Below are 21,139 nucleotides of genomic sequence, written 5' to 3' on the forward strand. Positions count from 1 at the left end.
CGCGGATCACTCCCAGCGCATCGGGCCGTCGCCGCGTTCGCCGAGGACGTCTTCGGGGTTGGCCAGGCGGCAGCGCTGCAGCGACAGGCAGCCGCAGCCGATGCAGCCGGTCAGTTCATCGCGCAGCAGTTCCAGCATGCGGATGCGCTCCTCCAGCTCGGTGCGCCAGCGCGCGGACAGCTTGGCCCAGTCGGCCTTGGTCGGCGCGCGGCCCTCGGGCAGGCTTTCGAAGGCACGGCCGACAGCTTCCAGTGGCATGCCCACCCGTTGCGCGACGCGGATCACGGCCAACCGTCGCAGCACGTCACGGCTGTAGCGCCGCTGGTTGCCCGAGGTGCGCAGGCTGCTGATCAGCCCCTTGCGCTCGTAGAAATGCAGCGCGGAAACCGCCACGCCACTGCGCTGGGAGACTTCACCAACGCTGAGTTCCTGGGAAACCATTGCTTGACCTAAACTGCAGTTGAGGTGGCATGCTGCTATCTTCGCCGCCAGTTGACAAGCGCGGCCCGCATCTGACTCGTATGTCCCCCACTCTTTCGCCCGCCGACGCCCGTGCGCCGGCTGATACGTCGATCCTGTCTCCCCGCTATCGCGCCACCACCATCGGCATGGTGGCACTGGTGGCGCTGCATGCCTTCGAGGCCCTGGCGGTGGCGGCCGCCATGCCGACCGTGGCCGAGGCGCTGGATGGCCTGCGCCTGTATGCGCTGGCCTTTGGCGGCACCCTGGCCACCAGTGTCATCGGCATGACCCTGGCCGGACGCTGGGCCGACCGCCAGGGACCAGCTCGGCCGCTGTGGTATGGCCTGGGCTGCTTCGTGCTGGGCCTGCTGCTGGCCGGCTTCGCCATGCGCATGGGCATGCTGGTGGCCGGGCGCCTGCTACAGGGCCTGGGCGCAGGCGCGATCTCGGTCTCGCTGTACGTGATGGTTGGCCGCAGCTATCCCGAACACCTGCGCCCGAAGGTATTCGCCGCGTTCTCCGCCGGCTGGGTGGTGCCGTCGATGATCGGTCCCGCGCTGAGCGGGCTGATCGTGCAGCATCTCGGCTGGCGCTGGGTGTTCCTGGCGGTGCCGCTACTGGCGGTCCCGGCCGCGCTGCTGCTGCGCCCTGCACTGGCACGCATGCAGCCCACTGATGCTGCCAGCAGCGACGATGGTCGCGGCAACGTGGTGCGCTGGGCCAGCGGCGCCTCGCTGGCGGCGCTGCTGCTGTACTTCGGTGGCCAGCAGCGCGGCCTGCCCGCCCTGCTCTGCATTGGCGCAGCGCTGCTGGCGCTGCTGTTCTGCGTGCATCACCTGCTGCCCGCCGGCACATTGATCCTGCGCCGCGGATTGCCCAGCGTGATCGCGCTGCGCGGCGTCGCGGCGGCCGCATTCTTCGCCTGTGAGGCCTACCTGCCACTGCTGTTGCAGCGCGAACGCGGGCTCTCGCCCAGCTGGGCCGGCGCGGTGCTCAGCCTCGGTGCACTGGGCTGGTTCGCCGGCTCCTGGCTGCAGGGCCACCAGCAGCGCGGCTGGTCACGCCAGCAGCTGCTGCGCGTTGGCACACCGCTGATGACGATCGGTATCGCCGCCACACTGGCCGTGCTGTTCAACGCAGTGCCGCTGCCGGTGGCCCTGGTCGGCTGGGCCATGACCGGCTTCGGCATGGGCATGATCTACGCCAGCCTGTCGGTGCTGACGCTGTCGTTGTCCGCACCGCACGAGCAGGGTGCCAACACCTCGGCACTGCAGCTGAGCGAGGCGCTGTCGGTGACCACCGCACTGGCGGTTTCCGGTGCTCTGTTCGCGTTGTTCGTGGAAACCGCACCACACACCGGCTACTTCCTGTGCCTGGCAATCACCTTCGGCCTGGCACTGCTGGCCACGGTGATCGCGCGGCGGGTGTAGTACCGCCGCATTGCGGGATTGCCGGCCAGCGGCCGGCACTACCGGCTGCCGGTCCCCATGTCATCGATATCCCGGTGCAGGATGCGCCTCACCTCCAGCACCGCCTGCGGGGTTTCCTGCACGCTGTGGCCGGAGATGATCACCTTCTCCGACAGCGCGCCCGGCAGATGTGCGCTCCAGTACGGCACCAGCCCATCATCGGATTTTTCCACCGGCAGCTCCGGCTTGCGCTGGGCGATGATCGAGTGGTACTTCAGGCCCGCCTCAATCGGCAGCTGTGCGGCGGCCTTCACGAACGGATCGCTGGCCTTGAGGTTGTCGATGCTGTTCGGGATCTTCGGCTTGGCGGTGCCATCGACCTGCTGCTCGGCCTGCGCCAGCGCCATGAACACGTCCTCGAACTTGCCGAGGATTGTCAGCGGCAGGCGTACCAGGCGACCAATCAGGCGACCGACCTTGTTGCCGGCAATGTCGGTGCCCTGGTGCGGCGCGGCGATGAAGATCGCACGCTCCACGTTCGGCTGTGCCTTGAAATGCAGCAGCGGACCCAGCTTGTTCTGCACCCGCTTCAGCCGTTCCCCCTTCAGGTCGTAGTTGGCCAGCAGGTCGTTCCACAGTACATCGCCGGAATCGCTCACCAGCAGGCGCGCCAGCACGCCGCCCATGCTGTGACCGATGTAGACCATGTCCTTCGACGCACGCGTGCTGCCGTTGGGATCGAAATGCTTCAGCGTGTCGTTGAATGCATTGGCGATCTCGTAGCGGTTCAGCGCGATCGGCGCATTGGTCGGGTAATAGACCTGCCACACCTGGAACTGCTGGCGCAGCTCGGGGTCACCCATGATCTCGTTGGCCAGGTTCACCCACGCTTCCGGGCTGCTGGCCAGGCCGTGCAGCATGAAGATGATGCGGCGGTTCGGGTCCCACGGCTGCATCAGGTAGATGTGCGGCTCGCCGATGCCCTCGCTCATGCCGAACAGGGTGCGCAGCGACTGCCGGGCGAAGCCACTCTGCGCCAGCCACAGGCCGTAGGCGGCAGTGAAGTTGCCGGCCAGCGGTACCTGCTCACCGTGCAGAGTGATGCGCTCGGTCGCTTCCGGCGAATAGGCATCCAGCTCGACCCGGCGCGTGCGCATCACGTCTTCCAGGCTGCTGCCCTCGAACCGCAGCAGTGCGGTGACGTTGATCGAGGACATCTCACTGAACTCGGGCACCGAATCGTCATGGCGGTGGCGGCGGCCACGACGCTCGTCGTCCTCGTCGTCCTGCGCGGTTTCAGCCTTCGGGCCGTCGGGCGCGATCACTGGCGCGACCAGTTTCGGCGGGTCCATCACCATCACCAGCTCGGCACCGAAGCCATCGCGGCGATAGGTGCTGCGCAGGCCGACAAAGCTGACGGTACCGGCCGGAACCAGCTGCGCCGGAATGCTCTTCAGACCCAGCTGCTGGTAGTTGGAGGCCAGCGACCAGCTACCGACCGTGAGCGGCTTCGTGTAGTCCTCGCCGGCCAGCGCAGCGGCACGTGCGCGCACGAACAACACCACCGCCGCCTTCTCGGCCGCGTAGTTGTAGTAGTCGCGCACCTGCGTCTGCCGGTCCTCGAAGGCCCGGTCGGACGGTGAGCGGCCACTGTAGAACAGGTAGGCATAGGCATAGCGCGCGGCTTCCAGCCAGGCATCCAATGCCGCATCGCTCATCGGCGGGTCGCCTGCGGCGGTCTTCTTCGGCGTCATCGCCAATGCAGCCTTCACCCACAGCTCGGACAGCGCCGACAGCCGCTGCTCGACATTGAGGTCGTCGGTCATCAGCAACGTGCTGCGGCAGACCAGGAAGTCCTTCTCGCACTGCGATTCGTCCAGGCCCGCTGCGCTGAGCGTTTCACGCGCGGCGGGGCTGAGCTTGCCAGTGTTGAGCACGTCCGCACGCTTGTTGACCAGCGAATCGCTGGACTTGACCTGCTTGACGGTGACCATCGCGCAGCCGCTGCTGCCCAGCAGCAGGAAGGCGGCGAACAACACCGGCAGCAGGCGCTGCCAGCGGGTCAGAAAGAGTTGGGTCATTACTGCGGGTCCTGCTCGGTGCCGGGCACGCCCTGGCGGATCACGGTGGAGAAATGCTCGCCATCACCCAGGTCCAATGCGCGCTGGGTGATGCGGCCCTTATCGTGCAGCTCGGCGTACGGCACGCCCGGCGTGAGTGCACCGACCTCCTGCGCGTACTCGGCCAGATAGCCGGACAGCAGCAGCCGATAGTCCAACGGCAGGCGCGGTGCGATGTGGCGGGCCAGGTCGAAGACGATGGTCGTGCAGTTGCTGGTCAGCGTGTTGTAGAAGCCCGGCTTGGCATCCAGTTCACGCGCCTGTTCGATGTACGCGGCGAACAGTTCCTTCAGCTGCGCGCGGTCCATGCCATGCAGGCGGTACAGGTAGACATCCTCGCCCCGCGCGTTGGTGCGGGTGCGGATGATGTCGGTCTCCTCCGAAGCCACCAGGGTCATCTCGAACTTGCGGAAGAAGCCGCCCAGCGCGGAGAACGACTCACCGCGCTCCTTGCGGATCTCCAGCGAGAACACCACGTGGCGACCATCCTCGAAACCGAACGAGATCAGCGTGTGGGCGATCGCCGGGCCCATCCAGTACGACAGCACCAGGTCGGCCGAGCGCAGCTGGTCCAGGTCGTATTCGCGGCGCACCCAGTGCGCGTCGTAGTCGGTTTCACTGCGCCAGCTGAAGTCGCGCACGTTGTCCAGCACCACGTGGCGCCCGTCGAAGGACACCACATGCAGGCGCTGGGCCACGTCGTCGGCCCATACGCGGTCCTGGCGCGGGGTCAGCAGCAGCCACCACAGGCCGGCCAACGCCAGCGCCACACCGAAGGCCGTGCCCAGGCGGCGCGAGGCACGCCCGCGCGCGACCCGCCACGACGCCCACAGCGCCACCAGCAGCCACAGCACGGCCACGCCGGTGGCCAGCCAACCCGGTCCCGGCAGCTGGTAGGCCAGCAGCCCGCTCACCCACAGCGCCGCCAGCGCCATGGCACTCCCTGTCATCCAACGTCCTGCGGCGTTCACTGGCATCCTGTCGCGGTCTCGAAGCCGCATAGTTAGCCACAAGCGGGTTCACCGTGGCATCTACGGACCGTTCAGGCTGGGCGGCGCACCGTCGGCGGCGGCCTCTGCGGCCAGGTTCACTTCACAGGAGCAACGATGGGCATCACTTCCGTGGCCGGCGTTCCGGTCCAACCCCGGCACCGAGCCACCTGCCACTGCGGCACGGTCGAACTGCTGCTGGACCTGCCGGACGGTATTGTCGAACCCCGACGCTGCGACTGCTCGATGTGCCGGCGCCGGGGGGCCATTGCCGCCAGCGTCAGCCGCGCGGGCCTGCAGGTGGTGCGCGGGCAGAACCACCTGCAGCGGTACCAGTTCAACACCCATGTGGCCGAGCACTATTTCTGTGGCGTGTGCGGCATCTACACCCATCACCGGCGCCGCTCCAACCCGGAACAGTACGGCTACAACGTGGCCTGCCTGGAAGGCATCGACCCGTTCGCGCTGGGTGTGATCCCGGTCAACGATGGGGTCAACCATCCCGCCGACCGCACCGGTTAGTGGCGCGTGCGCCGTGGCGGTGCGGCAACCTTCTGCCAGGGGGCCATGCCGCTGCGGCCTGCCCGCACCGGGCGCTTCAGCCAAGGCCGGCGGGGCGTCGCCTGCGGTTCGGTGGCGACCGGGGGAGGAACAGGTCTGCGGCCGGGCCAGAGATGATCGAGCAGCCACATGGCAGGTCTCCGTGGGGGACGGGGACGACCTACGCTAGCGGCACCTGGGCAAAGAACGGGTGAGGGTGCTGCGGCAGCCAGATGACAGCCGCGCCCCCCCCTCAGTCCTGCGGCCGTGACCGGCCCAGGCGGCGCACCAGCACGAAGAACAACGGCACCAGCACCACTGCCAGCACCGTGCCGGAGACCATGCCGCCGATCACGCTCATGCCGATTTCACGGCGGCTGACTGCGCCCGCGCCGGTGGCCAACGCCAACGGGATCACACCGGCCACGAAGGCCAACGACGTCATCACGATCGGGCGCAGGCGCAGGCGTGCGCCCTGCAGGGCCGCTTCCACCGCTGAACTGCCGGCACGATAGCGGGCCTCGGCAAACTCCACGATCAGGATCGCGTTCTTGGCCGACAGGCCGATGGTCGTCAGCAGACCGACCTGGAAGTAGATGTCGTTGACGAACCCGGCCGCGGTAGTCGCCAGCACCGTACCAATCACGCCCAATGGGATCACCAGCACCACTGCCACCGGCACCGTCCAGCTCTCATAGAGCGCTGCCAGACACAGGAAGATGAAGGCAATGGAGGCGATGTACAGCCACAACGTCTGGTTGCTGGCCAGTTGTTCCTGGTAGGACAGGCCACTCCACTGCAGGTCGAACCCGGGTTGATCGGCAACCAGCGCCTGCATGCGCTGCATCGCCTCGCCCGAGCTGCGGCCTTCGGCAGCGCTGCCCTGGATCTGCATCGCCGGCAGGCCGTTGAAGCGCTGCTGCAGTTGCGGCCCACGCGCCCAGTGGCTGCTGGCGAAACTGGCAAACGACGCCATCTGGCCGTTGCCACCGCGCACATACCACTGGCCGATGTCGTCGGGCACGCTGCGGTAGGGCTGGTCGCCCTGCATGTAGACCCGCTTGACCCGGCCACGGTCGAGGAAATCGTTGATGTAGCTGCCGCCCCAGGCCGCGGACAACGTTGAATTGATGTCGGCCTGGGCCAGGCCGAGCGCGCTGGCCTGGGCATGGTCGATGTCCAGCCGCAGCTCGGCCTTGTCGCCCAGACCGTTCAGGCGCACCGAGGTGAGCCCGTCGTCTTCGCCGGCCGCGCGCACCACCTGTTCCTGCGCCGCCTGCAGGGCCACGCGCCCGACCGCGCTGGTGTCCTGCAGCCACAGTTCGAAGCCGCTGGACTGGCCCAGTCCACGCACCGCCGGCGGTGCCAGTACATTGACCTTGGCATCCGGCAAGCGGCGGAAGTAGGCATTGGCACGCGTGATGATCGCCGCGGCGGTGTTGTCGCCCGTGCGCTCATCCCAGGGCTTCAGGGCGAGGAAGCCCTGCCCGGCGTTCTGGCCGGTGCCGGCATTGTTGCGGCCGACCACCACGAACACCACATCCAGGTTCTGCTTCTCGTGCTCCATGAAGTAGCGGCTGATCTGCTCGCCCAATGCTTCGGTACGCGCCATCGGCGTACCTTCCGGCGTGGAGAACTGGAAGGTTACCTGGCCCTGGTCTTCCACCGGCAGGAAGCCGGTGGGCATGCGCGCGTACAGCGCGACCATGGCGACCACCAGCAGCAGGTAGAACGCCATCCAGCGCCGCGGCCGGGTAACGACGCCACCGAGCTTTCCCTGGTAGGCCAACTGGCTGCGCTCGACGCCCCGGTTGAACGCCCGGAAGAAGCGGCCCTGCGGTTTCTGCGCCGAAGACGGCTTGAGCAGGGTCGCGCAGAGCGCCGGGGTCAGCGTCAGCGCCACCAGCGCCGACAATGCCATGGCAGACGCAATCGTGATCGAGAACTGCCGGTAGATGATGCCGGTGGAACCACCGAACAGCGCCATCGGCAGGAACACCGCGCCCAGCACCACGGTGATGCCGATCAACGCGCCGGTGATCTCGCCCATCGATTTTTCGGTCGCTTCGCGCGGCGGCAGATGCTCGTCGTGGATGATGCGCTCCACGTTCTCCACCACCACGATCGCATCGTCGACCAGCAGGCCGATCGCCAGCACCATCGCGAAAAGGGTCAGTGTGTTGATGGTGAATCCGGCAACGGCCAGCACGCCGAAGGTGCCCAGCAGCACCACAGGCACCGTGATCGCCGGAATCAGCGTGGCGCGCAGGTTCTGCAGGAACAGGAACATCACCACTACGACCAGCACGATGGCTTCGATGAGGGTATGGATGACCCCCTCGATCGAGACCCGCACGAACGGTGTGCTGTCACGCGGGTAGGCCACCTGCAGGCCGGGCGGGAAAGTCGGCCGCAGCCGTTCGATCTCCGCGCGGACCGCGTCGGCGGTGGCCAATGCGTTGGCGCCGGAGGCCAGGGTGACTGAGAAGCCGGCCGCCGGATAACCGTTGAGATAGCTGCTGGTCTGGTAGTTCTCCGCGCCGATCTCGACCCGTGCGACGTCGCCCAGCAACACCGCCGCGCCATTGGGCAGGGTGCGCAGGATGATCGCGCGGAACTGTTCGGGCGTCTGCAGGCGCGACTGCGCGGTGACCGTGGCGTTGAGGCTCTGCGTCGGGCTGGACGGCATCGCGCCCAGCTCACCCGCCGTCACCTGGGTGTTCTGCGCCTGGATCGCAGCGCGAACGTCCGAGGGCATCAGGTCATAGGCGCGCAGCTTGTGCGGGTCCAGCCACACGCGCATTGCGTAAGCCGAGCCGAACACGTTGATCTCGCCAACGCCGGGAATACGGCTGATCGGGTCCTGCACGTTGCTGACCAGGAAATCGGAAACATCCACCCGTTCCATGCGCCGGCTGGTGTCGTACAGCGAGACCACCATCAGCGAATCGCCCTGCGACTTGGCGACCGTCACGCCCTGCTGCTGCACTTCCTGCGGCAGCCGGTTGATCGCCTGATTGACGCTGTTCTGCACCTGCACCTGGGCGATATCCGGGTTGGCGCTCTGGTCGAAGGTGACCGTGATGCGCGCCTGCCCCGATGACGAACTGGTGGACGAGAAATACAACAGGTGATCGATGCCCTTGATCTGCTGTTCGATCACCTGGGTGACGCTGTCTTCCACCGTCTGTGCCGAGGCACCGGTGTAGTTCGCGGTGATGTTGACCTGCGGCGGCGCGATGTCCGGGTACTGCTCCACCGGCAGCTGGGTCACCGCGATGGTGCCGAAGGCCATGATGCAGATCGCCAGGACCCAGGCGAATACCGGGCGATGGATGAAGAAGCGCGGCAGCATCTGCTCAGTCCTTCCCGGCCGGTGCCGGTGCAGGCTTCACCCGTACCGTCATGCCATCGGCCAGGCCCTGCGCGCCGGCTACCACTACCTGCTCCCCGGCGGCCAGGCCATCGAGCACCAGCCACTGATCGCCCACCGCACGCGCGGTGCGGAACAGGCGCAGCCGCGCCTTGCCGTCCTTGTCCACCAGCCACGCCTGTGCCTCGCCCTTGGGGCTGCGGTCGACCGCAGCCTGTGGCACCAGCAGCGCCTGCTGGCGGGTTCCCTGCCCCACCAGCGCGCGCACGTACATGCCTGGCAGCAGCTGCCCATCCGGGTTGGGGAAACGCGCCCGCAGAGTGATGCTGCCGGCCTCCTGCTGCACGTCCACGTCGGCGAATTCCAGCGTGCCGGGCAGCGGGTAGTCGGTGCCATCGGACAGGCGCAGCCGCACCGGTGCTGTGTCGGCCTGCACGCCACCGTCGGCGATGGCGCGGCGCAGTGCCAGGTACTCATTGCTGGACTGGGTGATGTCCACGTTCATCGGGTCCATCTGCTGCACCCGTGCCAGTGGATCGGCCTGGCCCGAGGTGACCAGCGCACCCGGCGTGAACAGCGCGCGGCCGATGCGCCCGGCAATCGGCGAGGTCACCGTGGCAAACCCCAGCCGTGTGCTGGCCGTGTCACGCGCGGCCTGTGCGGCCTGCGCCACGGCGGCAGCCTGCTGGTCGCTGGCGATCGCATCGTCCACGTCCTGGCGCGCGGCCAGCTGGTCCTTGCCAAGCGCCTGCATGCGCTGCGCCCGCAGGCGCGCGGTCACCGCAGCGGCCTCGGCGGTCTTCAGGTTGGCCTGCGCCTCGTTCAGCGCCGCCTGGTACAGCGCGGGCTCGATCTGGAACAGTGGCTGCCCGGCCTTCACCCACTGGCCCTGCTCGAACAACCGCTTCACCAGCACGCCATCCACCTGCGGACGCACGTCCGATTCCTGCGAGGCAACGCTGCGCCCAGGCAGTTCCTGCTGCAGTGCCAGCGGCTGGCTGCGCAGGGTCAGCACCGTCACCTCAGGCGTCGTCGCGCCGGGCTTGGGCGCGTCCTTGCCGCAGGCGCTGAGCAGGCCGGCCAGGGCGAGCGCCAGCAGCGGCAGGCCCGCGGTTCGCGGCAGCCGCCAGGCACGGTACGGACGGGAGGGGTTCGGAAGGATCATCGGCTGCAGTGTTCCACGCGTGGGGGAGCGTTCGGCGCCGAATATAGAAGACGTGGCGGCACGATCCTGCTAAATGGCGCATGAAACATTTTTCATTTGCAGTCGCTGCCCACGATTGCGAGGATGCCCCTGTCCCACTCTGCACACTGGCCCATGCCGCGCGTACTCACCATCGAGGACGATCTTGTCACCGCCGAGGAGATCGCCACCGAACTGCGCAGCCACGGCTTCGACGTGGACCTGGCCAGCGACGGCAGCAACGGCCTGGCGCTGGCACGTGCAGGCGACTACGCGGTGATCACCCTGGACCGCATGCTGCCCGGCATCGACGGGCTGGCCCTGGTCACCACCTTGCGCCGCGAAGGCATCACCACGCCGGTGCTGATGATCAGCGCACTGTCGGACGTGGATGAACGCGTGCGTGGCCTGCGCGCCGGTGGCGACGACTACCTGACCAAGCCCTTCGCTTCCGACGAAATGGCTGCACGCGTGGAAGTGCTGATCCGGCGCCAGGGCCAGGCCGCTGCCATCGACAACGTGCTGCGCGCCGGTGACCTGGAACTGGACCTGATGACCCGTTCGGCGCGACGCGGCGGGCATGAAATCGCGCTGCTGCCGACCGAGTTCAAGCTGCTCGAATTCCTGGTCCGCAACGTCGGCCAGGTGGTCACCCGCAGCATGCTGTTCCAGGAAGTCTGGGGCTACCACTTCGATCCGGGTACCAACCTGATCGACGTGCATATCGGCCGCGTGCGCAAGCGCATCGAACAACCCGGCCGACCGCAGCCGATCATGACCGTACGTGGAACCGGCTATGTCTTCGACGCGCAATCCTGACCACTGGCGCTCTTCCAGCAGCAGACTGCTGGGCCTGTACTGCATCCTGTTCGTGGCGTGGTCGAGCCTGCTGCTGGGCGTGATGTACTGGCGCATCTCGGATTACCTGAGTGACCTGACCGAATCAGGCCTGCAGCAGCGCGCCCACCTGTTCATGAGCTTCGACGGGCCGGCACTGGATGAAGCATTGCGCGACAGCCAGCGCTTCGATCTGCACCAGGTCTATACCTATGGGTTGTTCGACAAGGCCGGCATGCCGATGGCGGGCCCGCTGACAGCGATCCCCGAGGGACTGCCGCTGGATGGCAACTCGCATGCGGTGGACGGTTGGACGCTGGCCGATGGCCGCCACGACAACGGCGGCAGTGCGCTCGGCGTGGTGACCCGCGATGGCCGCACGCTGGTATTCGTGCGCCAGAATGGCAAGCTCATGGCGGTCAACAGCATCATCCTCGATGCGCTGCTGTGGGGCGTGTCGCTGACCGTCATTCCCGGCCTGGTGGGCTGGCATCTGCTGCGCCGGCGCCCGTTGAAACGGATCCAGCAGATCGAAGCGGCCACCAACCGCATCGTTGCCGGCGACCTCGGCCAGCGCCTGCCGGTGTCCAGCCGTCGCGACGAGATCGATCGGCTGTCGAGCATCGTCAATGCCATGCTGGAACGCATCGAACAGCTGATGACCGAGGTCAAGGGCGTGTGCGACAGCATCGCCCACGATCTGCGCACCCCGCTGACCCGCCTGCGCGCGCATCTGTACCGCATGCGCGTGGGCCTGGACGAACGGGACCCGCATGCCGATCCACTGGACAAGGCGCTGGCCGAGACTGACATGCTGATGGCGCGCTTCGCCGCGCTGCTGCGGGTGTCGGAACTGGAGAGCCACCAGCGACGTTCAGCCTTCGACGCGGTCGACGTCACCGAGCTGCTGCAGGAACTGCACCAGTTCTACCTGCCGCTGGCCGAAGAGAAGCAGCAGTTGCTGGAGCTGCAGGTGGACCAGAAGGTGGGCCCGCTGCGTGGCGACCGCGAGCTGCTGTTCGAAGCGCTGGCCAACCTGCTGTCCAACGCTCTGCAGTTCACCCCTGCACACGGCCGCATCCTGCTGCGTGCGGTCGATGATCACGGCGCCCCGAGGATCGATGTGATCGACAACGGGCCGGGCATTCCGCCACAGGACCGCACGCTGATCTACCAGCGCTTCTTCCGTGGCAGCAGCAGCGCCGGCCAAGGGCCTGGATTCGGCCTGGGCCTGTCGATCGTGGCCGCCATTGCCGGCCTGCACGGCTTCCGTGTCCGCGCCGGCAGCGCCCCCGGTGGCGGCGCCTGGATGAGCATCCGCGGCGCGACGGACGGCCTGCCCTGACGCCGGGCCAGGGCGCCCCAATCGCACTTGGGAATCATTTGTATTTGAGGGCGGGCATCCGGATAATCCGCCGTCACCGCCCTTCCCGGATCACTCCCGATGACCGCTCTGCCGTCGCGTCCGCTGCTGTACACGCTCGCCCTGCCCACCCTGCTGGCCTCGGCCATCGCCCAGGCCCAGGACACCCCGGCGGCGCGCACCCTGGACAAGGTAACGGTGGTGGCCGAGCGGGCCAGCACCGCGACCAAGACCGACACCGCCCTGACCGAGACGCCGCAGGCGATCAGCGTGGTCACCCAGCAGCTGTTCACCGATCGCGGCGCGCACAACCTGCAGGAAGTGCTGCGCTACAGCGCCGGCGTCACCGCCGATGCGTGGGGGCTGGATACCCGCAACGATGCGACCTCGGTGCGCGGGCTGGACCCGGTGCAGTACCAGGATGGCCTGCGCCGCAGCTACGGTTTCAGCCCCCTCGCCCGCCCGGAAATCTATGGCCTGGAGCGGGTGGAAGTGCTGCGCGGCCCGTCCTCGGTGCTGTACGGTGCCGGCGCCACCGGCGGCATCATCAATGCAATGAGCAAGCGCCCGACCTTCGGCACCCTCAACGGCGAGGTCGGCGTGCAGCTCGGCAGTTTCGACCGCAGGCAGCTGCAGGGTGACATCGGCGGCGCATTGAACGATACCGGTACGCTTGCCGGCCGCTTCGTCGGGCTGGTGCGTGAATCGAACATGCAGACCGATGTATTGAAGGATGACCGCGTCTATCTGGCACCGTCGATCAGCTGGCACGGTGAACGCAGCACCTTGACCCTGCTGGCCAGCTATCAGCATGACAAGACCGGCTCCAGCCAGCAGTTCCTGCCGCTGGCCGCGACCCTGCTTGCACCGCCCGGACGCCGCCTCGACCCGTCCACCTTCATCGGCGATCCCGACTTCGACCGCATCGACTCGCGCGTCTACAGCCTGACCGCGCTGTTCGACCACAGCTTCAACGACACGCTCAGCCTGCGCTCGGCAGTGCGTTACATCGATGGCAGGACCACTCTGCAGCAGATGTACGTGGACAGCTACAGCAATCCGGCCGATCCCTTCATCGACGCCGATCGGCGCGTGGTCAACCGCACGGCCTATGGCACCCGCCCCGACGTGCAGATCTTCAGCGCCGACAATGCGCTGCAGTTCGACTTCGCCACCGGTGCCTTCCAGCATCTGCTGCTGGCCGGCGTGGACTACAGCCAATACAAGGAGCAGCTGCAGCGGCTGGACGCCACCGGCACGCCGATCGACATCTACACCCCGGTATCGGTCGCACCGATCGTGCGTGGCTGGGATCGTCAGCCGGACCAGACCTCCACCCAGCTGGGTGTCTATGTGCAGGACCAGATCCGCTGGGCCGACCGCATCTCGCTGGTGCTGGGCGCGCGCCGCGACCATGCACGCTCGAAGACCGAAGGCCAGCCCAGCCAGACCGACAATGCCACCACCTACCGCGCCGGGCTGATCGGCGAACTGGGTGCGGGCGTTTCGCCCTACCTGAGCTACAGCGAATCGTTCCTGCCTGTGTCCGGCCAGGATCTGTTCGGCAGCGCCTTCAAGCCGATGCGCGGCCGCCAATCCGAGGCCGGCATCAAGTGGCAACCGGCGCGCAACCTGCTGCTGACGCTGGCGGCGTACCGCATCACCGAAACCAACCGGCAGACCAACGACCCGGACAACGTATTGAACGTGGTGCAGACCGGGCAGATCCGCTCCAAGGGCGTGGAGCTGGAAGGGCAGTTCCAGTTCGCCAACGACCTCACAATCACCGCTGCCGTTGCGCGCAACGAGGCTGAGGTCAGCCGCAGCAACTTCGCACTGGAAGTGGGCCAGCGCCTCAACGACACCCCGCAGGACCTCGCCTCGGCCTGGGTTTCGAAGGGCTTCCAACTGGACGATGCCGCACGCCTGCGCCTGGGCCTGGGCGTGCGCCATGTCGGCAACACGGTGTCGCTGGGCAATGGCGGGCGCATCGTCACGCCCAGCTACACGCTGGCCGATGCATTGCTGGAAGTGCAGGTGACCGACTGGACGATGGCGTTGAACATCACCAACCTCACCGGCAAGCGCTACTACGCGCCGTGCCGCACCTTTGGCGACTGCTTCGCCGGCTACCCGCGCGTGGTGACCGGCACCATCAGCTATCGGTTCTGATCACGGCCAACGCTGGCCGCCGCAGCAGCAGGTGCAACAGCACAGCGCATGCGGCAGTCAGCAGCGCCAGGACACGCAGCAGTATCGCCAGCGCCTCGGCACTGGCCTGCTGCAGCTGTGCGCCGCTCATCGCCGGAAGCAGTGCCTGCGCCTGTGCCTGCGCCCCCGTGGCCAGATAGGCACCGGCACGCGCCAGCGATGCAGGCGATGCTCCCTGCAGCTGGTAGCCGATCAGCAGCGCAAGCAAGGCAGTGACTGCGGCCAATGCGATGCCTTCACCGGCCACCCGCACGGTTCCAAAGATGCCGGCGGCCATGCCCGCACGCTGCACCGGCACCACGCTGACCGACAGCCCATCCATCAAGCCCCAAGGCAAGGCCGTTCCAGCGCCGATCAGCATCAGCAACGGCACCCACTGCGACGGCGACGGATGCGATGCATGGCGCGACAACAGGTACAACCCAGAGGCACAGACCAGCAGGCCCAGCGTACACAGCCGCGTACTTCCAACGCGTTCCGCCCAGCGCGCGGCCAGCATCGGCAGCACCAGCATCGGCGCGGACAGGGCCAGCATCTGCAGCCCGACCAATGTCGCGCTCTGTGCATGCACGCCCAACAGCTGCAGAGGCAACACCACCAGCAGCACCACGTAGCCGAAGCAGGTTGCGACCGGCAGCAGCTGGACACCGAGGAACGCCGGTTGCGAGAACAGCGAGAGGTCCAGCAACGGTGAGCGGTGCAGTCGTTCGATGCAGACGAATACCCCGCCCAGCACCAGCGTCGCCAACAGCGCCAGTTGCACGCGCATGGCATGCAGGCCGAATTCACCCAGCCACAGCAGGGCCAGGGTCAACGCCGCCAGCATCAGGCTGAAACCCAGCATGCCGCCGACATCCAGCCGCCCGCGTTCGCCATGGCTTTCGGACAACGCGCGCGCGCCCACGGCGAACGCCGCCAGCGTCAGTACACCGCCCGCGGCGAACACACTGCGCCATCCCAATGCCTGCAGCAGCAGACCCGCGAGCAGCGGCCCCAGCGCCAGCCCCGCACCGAATGTGGTGCCCAGCAGCGCGAACACACGGGCACGCACCGGGCCCTGCCAGGCATGCGCCAGCGCAGCGGTGCCGGACGCCAGCGCCGCTGCAGCGGCAACGCCCTGCAGCCCGCGCGCCAGATCCAGCCACAGCAGCGTGGGCGCAAGGCAGACGACGGCAGTGGCGATGCTGAAGCCCGCCGTACCCAGCAGGAACAGCCGCCGCCGACCATAACGATCGGCCAGGCCACCGGCAGCGAGCAACAGGCTTCCGAAGGTGAGCATGAAGGCGTTGGTCACCCAGGCCAGCGCAGTCGGCGACGACGCCGCGGAACGGGCCAGCGCCGGCACCGCGACGGCACCGGCCGAGAAGGACAACGGCAGCGCCAGTGCAGCCAGGCAGACGGCAAGCAGGGCCCAGCGCTGATGCGTGTGGGAAGGTACGGGAAGCATCGAAACCGGGGCCATGCGGGCCTCCATCCATCAGGGGCATTGATGATGGACAGGCCGCTATTCCAGAAAAACAGGCTCGATGGACGTTGATTGCGGCCCGATGTTCCGTAATCATGCCCCGCATGGATTCCATCTCTGCCCTGCTGGCCTTCGTCCGTACCGCCGAAGCAGGCAGCATCGTCGGCGCCGCTCGCGTCCTCGGCCTGTCCGCGTCGGCCGTGGGCAAGCGCATCGCCCGCCTTGAACAGGAACTCGGCACCCGCCTGTTCCAGCGCACCACCCGCCGCGTGCACCTCACCGACGAAGGCGAACTGCTGCTGCAGCGCTGCCGGCGGGCACTGGATGAACTTTCCGAAGCGCAGGCGGATCTGGCGCAGCGACAGCACGCCCCGAGTGGACTGCTGCGCATCGGCCTGCCCACCATCGGCTACCGCTTCCTGTTGCCGGTACTGCCGGGGTTCCAGCAGCGCTACCCGCAGGTGCAGCTGGAGCTGGACTTCAACGATCGCATCGTCGACGTGGTCAGCGAAGGCCTCGACGCGGTGATACGCAGCGGTGAACTGGCCGATTCCAGCCTGACCGCACGGCGGCTGGGCGGCTTCCGTTTCATCCTCTGTGCGGCGCCGGGCTATCTGCAGGCCCATGGCACGCCCGGTAATGTGAGCGAGCTGCGCCTGCATACCGCGCTGCGCTTCCGTTACCCCACCACCGGAAAGCTGCATCCGTGGCAGCTGCCGGGCATCGAAGGCGATGCCGGGGCGCGCCTTCCCACGGCGATGACCTGCAACAACATGGAAGCCGTGCTGGCCGCTGCGATCGGTTGCATGGGTCTGGCCTGGATGCCTGACTTCCTCGCAGCCGACGCGCTGGCCGATGGCCGCCTGCAACGGGTGCTGCCTGCGCTGCCCACGCACCAGGGCCAGTTCTCGTTGCTGTGGCCCGGCGGGCGCCATCCCAGTGCACGCCTGCGGGTGTTCATCGACTATGCCGTTGCCAACCTGTTCCGCGGCGACGAGGAAAAGGGGACGGAGGGGATTAAGTCGTTTCAGGCACAGTAGAGCCGATTACGACTTAATCCCCTCCGTCCCTTTTTTCAGCGGCTGAAGCGGCGCGCGCCTGCCACGCAGATCACGGCGACCACGGTCACCAGCACCATGCTGAGGCTGACCGATTCGTGCAGCAGCAGCGCGGCCAGGGCCAGGCCGAAGAACGGCTGCAGCAACTGCAGCTGGCCAACAGCGGCGATGCCGCCCTGCGCCAGCCCGCGGTACCAGAACAGGAAGCCGATCAGCATGCTGAACACTGCCACGTAGCCCAGTGCCCACCACGCCGAAGCACCGACTGCCGCGAATGAGGCCGGGCGCATCAGCACTGTCAGCGGCAGCATCACCGGCAACGCCAGCAGCAGCGCCCAGCTGATCACCTGCCAACCGCCAAGGTGGCGGGCAAGTCGACCACCTTCGGCATAGCCGAGCCCACACACCACGATTGCCGCCAGCATCAGCAGGTCGGCCTGCAATGACGCCTCGATGCCGTTGCGCACTGCATAGCCGACCACGCAGGCGCTGCCCAGCAACGAGAACAACCAGAACGCCGGGCGCGGCCGCTCGCCACCGCGCAGCACGCCGAATACCGCAGTGCTCAACGGCAGCAGGCCGAGGAACACGATGGTGTGCGCTGATGACGCATGGCGCAGCGCGAGCGCGGTCAGCAGCGGAAAGCCGACCACCACGCCGAGGCTAACCACCACCAGGCCTGGCAGGTCACTGCGCCGCGGCCACGGCTGGCGCAGCAGCAACAACAGACCCAGGCCGAGCACAGCGGCGATGGTGGCGCGTGCGGCGGTGACGAACCCGGCATCCAGTTCAAGCACCGCCAGGCGGGTAGCCGGCAACGAGCCCGCGAAAATCACTACACCGATGAAGCCATTGATCCAACCACTCGCCGACCGTTCCACGCCTGTAATCCTGAAGTGCCGGGCGACGCCTGGCGGAGGCTGTATGGAAGCATCCAGCGCGGAACCGCCCCAGCTACAATCCAGTACAGTCGTAAATAACTGTACTGCCCACACTTCCACTACAGTTCCGTCATGCCACGTCCGCTTACCCGCATCGAATCGGTCATCCAGGCCGTCCGCAACCGCATCACCGCACGCGTGGATGGTCCCGGCTCCCGCCTGCCTTCGGTGCGCGCGCAGGCCGCAGCGATGGCAGTCTCAGTCTCCACCGTGGTCGAAGCCTACGAGCGCCTCGCGGCCGAAGGCCTGATCACGGCGCGCGCAGGATCCGGCTTCTATGTCAGTGGGCCCGCCGCACCGCTGGCACTGGCCGAGATGGAGCCCCGGCTGGACCGCGCCGTGGACCCGCTGTGGGTGTCGCGGCAATCGCTGGAAACCCCGCCGGGCCACCTCAAGCCCGGGTGCGGCTGGATGCCCAGTGACTGGCTGTACCACGACGGCGTGCGGCGCGGCCTGCGCCGGTTGGCGCGTGCCGATGCCATGCATCTGGCCGACTACGCCGGCCCACTCGGGCTGCCCGCGTTGCGCCAGCTGCTGCAACGGCGAAGCGCCACGCTCGGCATCGATGCACCGATGGAGCAGATCCTGCTGACCGAATCCGGGACGCACGCGGTCGACCTGATCTGCCGCTTCCTGCTCAAGCCCGGTGATTGCGTGCTGGTCGATGACCCCAGCTACTTCAATTACCACGCGCTGCTGAAGGCGCACCAGGTACAGGCCGTGGGTGTGCCGTACACGCCCACCGGCCCGGACCTTGAAGCGTTCGAACGCGCATTGCAGGAGCATTCGCCGCGGCTGTACATCACCAACTCGGGCCTGCACAACCCGACCGGCGCAGTGCTTTCGGCCAGCACCGCGCACCGCCTGCTGGGCCTGGCCGAACGCAGCGAGCTGATCATCGTCGAGGACGACATCTTCGCCGACTTCGAACTGCAGCCGGCGCCGCGGCTGGCCGCGCTGGATGGGCTGTCGCGGGTGATCCACGTCGGCAGCTTCTCCAAGACGCTGTCGGCGGCTTCGCGCTGTGGCTACATCGCTGCGCGCCACGACTGGATCGAAGCGTTGACCGACCTGAAGCTGGCCACCAGCTTCGGCGGTGGCCATCTGGCCGCACAATTGATGCACATCGCGCTGACCGACAGCGGCTACCGACGCCACATGCAATCGGTGCGTTCACGCCTGGCCGATGCGCGCCGGCACACGCTGCGCAAGCTGCACACGCTTGGCATCACGCCGTGGCTGCAGCCAGAAGCTGGACTGTTCCTGTGGTGCCAGCTGCCGGATGGCCGCGATGCCGCCGCACTGGCGCGGCAGTGCCTGCACGAAGGCATCGTGCTGGCGCCTGGCAACGCGTTCAGCCAGTCGCAGCGCGCGGCCGACTATCTGCGCTTCAACGTTTCGCAGTGCCAGGACGCACGGATCTGGCAGGTGCTGGCGCGGGAGTTGCGTTGAGCTGGTAATGCGCGACCAGCGCATCCACCACCACGCGCACGCCCGGCAACTGGCCGCGACGATGTGGCAGCAGCACGCTGGTGGTGACTTCGCCGGCATGCCACGCCTGCAGCACCTGCTGCAGGCGACCTGCCGCAAGGGCCGCAGCACACAGGCTGTAGGGCAGCACGGTGATGCCAAGGCCCGCCTCGGCCGCCGCGATCAGCAGCTGCGATTCATTGCCGACCATTGCCACCTGCGGCTCCACCTGCACGGTGCGGGCGTCGGGACCGTGCAGCGTCCATCGCGTGGCGTGGCGCGCGGTGAGCAGGCCGGCATGCGCGCGTAGTTGCTCTGGTTCCACCAATGCCGGTGCAGCTGCCAGATAGCCAGGGGACGCGACCAGCACGATGCGTTCGCTCCCCAACGCGCGTTGCACCAACCCCGAATCCGGCAGCGGACCGAAGTGGCTGCGCAGGGCGATGTCGATGCCCTCCTGAGCCAGATCGATGAAACGATCACTTGCTTCAACTTCGATCCGCAGCCGTGGATAGCGGCGGGCCAGTGCAGGCAGGCACGCGGCGAGCTCGCCCTGCACCACCGGAATCGAAGCGCTGATGCGCACGGTGCCGCTCGGTTCGGCCTGGCGGTCGCGGACGATGGCCTCGGCGGCCTCCACTTCAGACAGGGCCGTGCGTGCGCGTTCGAAGAACGCCTGGCCGACCTCGGTCAACGCGAAGCGACGCGAACTGCGTTGCAGCAGCCGCACCTCGAGGTGTTCCTCCAGCAGCGCCACACGCTTGCTCAGGGTCGAGCGCGGCAAGCCCAGATGGCGGCCACCAGCAGCGAACCCGCCCTGCTCCACTGCGGTCACGAACAGGGCCAGGTCGTTGAGATTGAGCATGCGCAACGTCCACAGATGTGGACTTCAGGATGCCATTCTGACGGCTTCCGGGGCAATGTCCACGCAGGCACGCTTTCCTCACCCGCCGCATCGCGGCTCGAACCGGAAACCTGCCATGACCCCGATCCTCTTCTACGGCGTGCCCTCGGGCTGCTCGTTCGGCTCCATCGTCGCCCTGGAGTGGCTGCGCCAGCCGTATCACCTGTGCCGCATCGACATGCCCGGCCAGGTGCAGGGCGAAGACTACCGCCACCTCAATCCACTGGGCGAAACCCCGACCCTGCGCACCGCGCAGGGCGAACTGCTCAGCGAAAGCCTGGCCATCCTCAACCACCTGGCCGCGAAGGGCATCTCGCAGGGCCTGGGCTTCGCACAGGGCACGCCCGGCTTCGATCGCCTCAACCATCGGCTGGCCTATCTCAACACAAGTTTCTTCGGTGCCTACGCCCCGCTCTGGCATGCGCTGGAACACGCGGAGGGTGCCGAAGGTGAAGCGCTGCGCAGGTACGGCACGACCAAGGTCCGCCACGCACATCAGGCACTGGAGCAGATGATCGGAACGGGCCCGTGGCTGCTGGGCGCACAGCGCAGCTTCGCCGATGCCTACTTCGCCGGCATCGCGCGCTGGAACGATTACCACCAGGTGGTCGACCGCCGCGAGTTCCCCAGGGTGCAGCAGCTGTTCGAGCGCCTGCAGGACGACGCCGGCGTGCAGTTCGCCCACGCCGTTGAAGCGCAGCGGCCGGCAACCAGCAGCGGCGGCTTCCTCGGCGAGGTGCGGCTGGAAGAAGTGCTTGAGGCCGCAGCGGCCTGAGCCCGGCCCGGCCTGTGCGGCAGCGGCGCGCAATGCCTC

Annotated in this window: 16 protein-coding genes; 8 read left to right on the top strand and 8 right to left on the bottom strand. The window is 67.4% G+C overall.

Annotated elements, in window-relative coordinates; genetic code table 11:
• Positions 1 to 6: 6 nt before the first annotated feature.
• Positions 7 to 441, bottom strand: a complete 435-nt coding sequence (gene soxR / locus ACMZ91_RS01475; protein WP_071228048.1) for a redox-sensitive transcriptional activator SoxR — start codon at positions 439 to 441, stop codon at positions 7 to 9.
• A 29-nt stretch (positions 442 to 470) separates the two neighbouring features.
• Between soxR and ACMZ91_RS01480 the strand changes: the two genes are divergently transcribed.
• Positions 471 to 1,892 (top strand): MFS transporter, encoded by a 1,422-nt coding sequence (locus ACMZ91_RS01480; protein WP_414577779.1) that lies wholly within the window; start codon positions 471 to 473, stop codon positions 1,890 to 1,892.
• Positions 1,893 to 1,930: 38 nt separating this feature from the next.
• Here the strand turns inward: ACMZ91_RS01480 and ACMZ91_RS01485 are convergent, their stop codons facing one another.
• Both ACMZ91_RS01485 and ACMZ91_RS01490 read right to left on the bottom strand, forming a co-directional pair.
• Entirely contained in the window at positions 1,931 to 3,952 is a 2,022-nt protein-coding gene (locus tag ACMZ91_RS01485) for an esterase/lipase family protein (RefSeq protein WP_032127736.1), read from the bottom strand.
• Positions 3,952 to 4,926, bottom strand: coding sequence for an Lnb N-terminal periplasmic domain-containing protein (locus ACMZ91_RS01490; protein ID WP_100437440.1), 975 nt, complete (start codon positions 4,924 to 4,926; stop codon positions 3,952 to 3,954). Before ACMZ91_RS01490 ends, ACMZ91_RS01485 begins: the two co-directional genes overlap by 1 nt.
• Positions 4,927 to 5,097: 171 nt before the next feature.
• Between ACMZ91_RS01490 and ACMZ91_RS01495 the strand changes: the two genes are divergently transcribed.
• Positions 5,098 to 5,502: a GFA family protein gene (locus ACMZ91_RS01495; RefSeq protein ID WP_049421554.1), complete on the top strand. Its 405-nt coding sequence runs from the start codon at positions 5,098 to 5,100 to the stop codon at positions 5,500 to 5,502.
• 271 nt (positions 5,503 to 5,773) lie between these two features.
• Here the strand turns inward: ACMZ91_RS01495 and ACMZ91_RS01500 are convergent, their stop codons facing one another.
• Positions 5,774 to 8,875: an efflux RND transporter permease subunit gene (locus ACMZ91_RS01500; protein WP_414577782.1), complete on the bottom strand. Its 3,102-nt coding sequence runs from the start codon at positions 8,873 to 8,875 to the stop codon at positions 5,774 to 5,776.
• 4 nt (positions 8,876 to 8,879) lie between these two features.
• Positions 8,880 to 10,058, bottom strand: coding sequence for an efflux RND transporter periplasmic adaptor subunit (locus ACMZ91_RS01505; protein ID WP_414577784.1), 1,179 nt, complete (start codon positions 10,056 to 10,058; stop codon positions 8,880 to 8,882).
• Positions 10,059 to 10,211: 153 nt separating this feature from the next.
• On the opposite strand from ACMZ91_RS01505, the gene ACMZ91_RS01510 reads away from it, so the two are divergent.
• From ACMZ91_RS01510 to ACMZ91_RS01520, 3 genes are all read left to right on the top strand, one after another.
• Positions 10,212 to 10,895, top strand: a complete 684-nt coding sequence (locus tag ACMZ91_RS01510; RefSeq protein ID WP_414577786.1) for a response regulator transcription factor — start codon at positions 10,212 to 10,214, stop codon at positions 10,893 to 10,895.
• Positions 10,873 to 12,258 carry a sensor histidine kinase gene (locus ACMZ91_RS01515; protein WP_414577788.1) on the top strand — a complete coding sequence of 462 codons (1,386 nt, stop codon included), beginning with the start codon at positions 10,873 to 10,875 and terminating at the stop codon, positions 12,256 to 12,258. Before ACMZ91_RS01510 ends, ACMZ91_RS01515 begins: the two co-directional genes overlap by 23 nt.
• A gap of 99 nt (positions 12,259 to 12,357) precedes the next feature.
• Positions 12,358 to 14,448: a TonB-dependent siderophore receptor gene (locus ACMZ91_RS01520; RefSeq protein ID WP_414577790.1), complete on the top strand. Its 2,091-nt coding sequence runs from the start codon at positions 12,358 to 12,360 to the stop codon at positions 14,446 to 14,448.
• On the opposite strand, the gene ACMZ91_RS01525 is transcribed toward ACMZ91_RS01520, so the two are convergent.
• Positions 14,432 to 15,949 carry an MFS transporter gene (locus ACMZ91_RS01525; RefSeq protein WP_149908899.1) on the bottom strand — a complete coding sequence of 506 codons (1,518 nt, stop codon included), beginning with the start codon at positions 15,947 to 15,949 and terminating at the stop codon, positions 14,432 to 14,434. The two genes, ACMZ91_RS01520 and ACMZ91_RS01525, sit on opposite strands and share 17 nt — an antisense overlap.
• 107 nt (positions 15,950 to 16,056) lie before the next feature.
• Here ACMZ91_RS01525 and ACMZ91_RS01530 point away from each other — a divergent pair, with 107 nt between their 5' ends.
• Complete coding sequence (locus tag ACMZ91_RS01530) at positions 16,057 to 16,992, top strand: LysR family transcriptional regulator (RefSeq protein WP_414577792.1); 936 nt, start codon at positions 16,057 to 16,059, stop codon at positions 16,990 to 16,992.
• Positions 16,993 to 17,027: 35 nt separating this feature from the next.
• Here the strand turns inward: ACMZ91_RS01530 and ACMZ91_RS01535 are convergent, their stop codons facing one another.
• Positions 17,028 to 17,891 (bottom strand): DMT family transporter, encoded by an 864-nt coding sequence (locus ACMZ91_RS01535; RefSeq protein ID WP_414577794.1) that lies wholly within the window; start codon positions 17,889 to 17,891, stop codon positions 17,028 to 17,030.
• Between the two features lie 132 nt (positions 17,892 to 18,023).
• On the opposite strand from ACMZ91_RS01535, the gene ACMZ91_RS01540 reads away from it, so the two are divergent.
• Positions 18,024 to 19,403, top strand: a complete 1,380-nt coding sequence (locus ACMZ91_RS01540) for an aminotransferase-like domain-containing protein (protein ID WP_414577796.1) — start codon at positions 18,024 to 18,026, stop codon at positions 19,401 to 19,403.
• Here ACMZ91_RS01540 and ACMZ91_RS01545 read toward each other — a convergent pair.
• Positions 19,342 to 20,286 (bottom strand): LysR substrate-binding domain-containing protein, encoded by a 945-nt coding sequence (locus tag ACMZ91_RS01545; protein WP_414577798.1) that lies wholly within the window; start codon positions 20,284 to 20,286, stop codon positions 19,342 to 19,344. The genes ACMZ91_RS01540 and ACMZ91_RS01545 overlap by 62 nt on opposite strands.
• Before the next feature lie 115 nt (positions 20,287 to 20,401).
• Between ACMZ91_RS01545 and ACMZ91_RS01550 the strand changes: the two genes are divergently transcribed.
• Positions 20,402 to 21,100 carry a glutathione S-transferase family protein gene (locus tag ACMZ91_RS01550; RefSeq protein WP_414577800.1) on the top strand — a complete coding sequence of 233 codons (699 nt, stop codon included), beginning with the start codon at positions 20,402 to 20,404 and terminating at the stop codon, positions 21,098 to 21,100.
• Positions 21,101 to 21,139: the final 39 nt, after the last annotated feature.

The sequence above is a fragment of the Stenotrophomonas sp. FR024 genome (genome assembly GCF_047500745.2).
Classification (GTDB): domain Bacteria; phylum Pseudomonadota; class Gammaproteobacteria; order Xanthomonadales; family Xanthomonadaceae; genus Stenotrophomonas; species Stenotrophomonas maltophilia_A.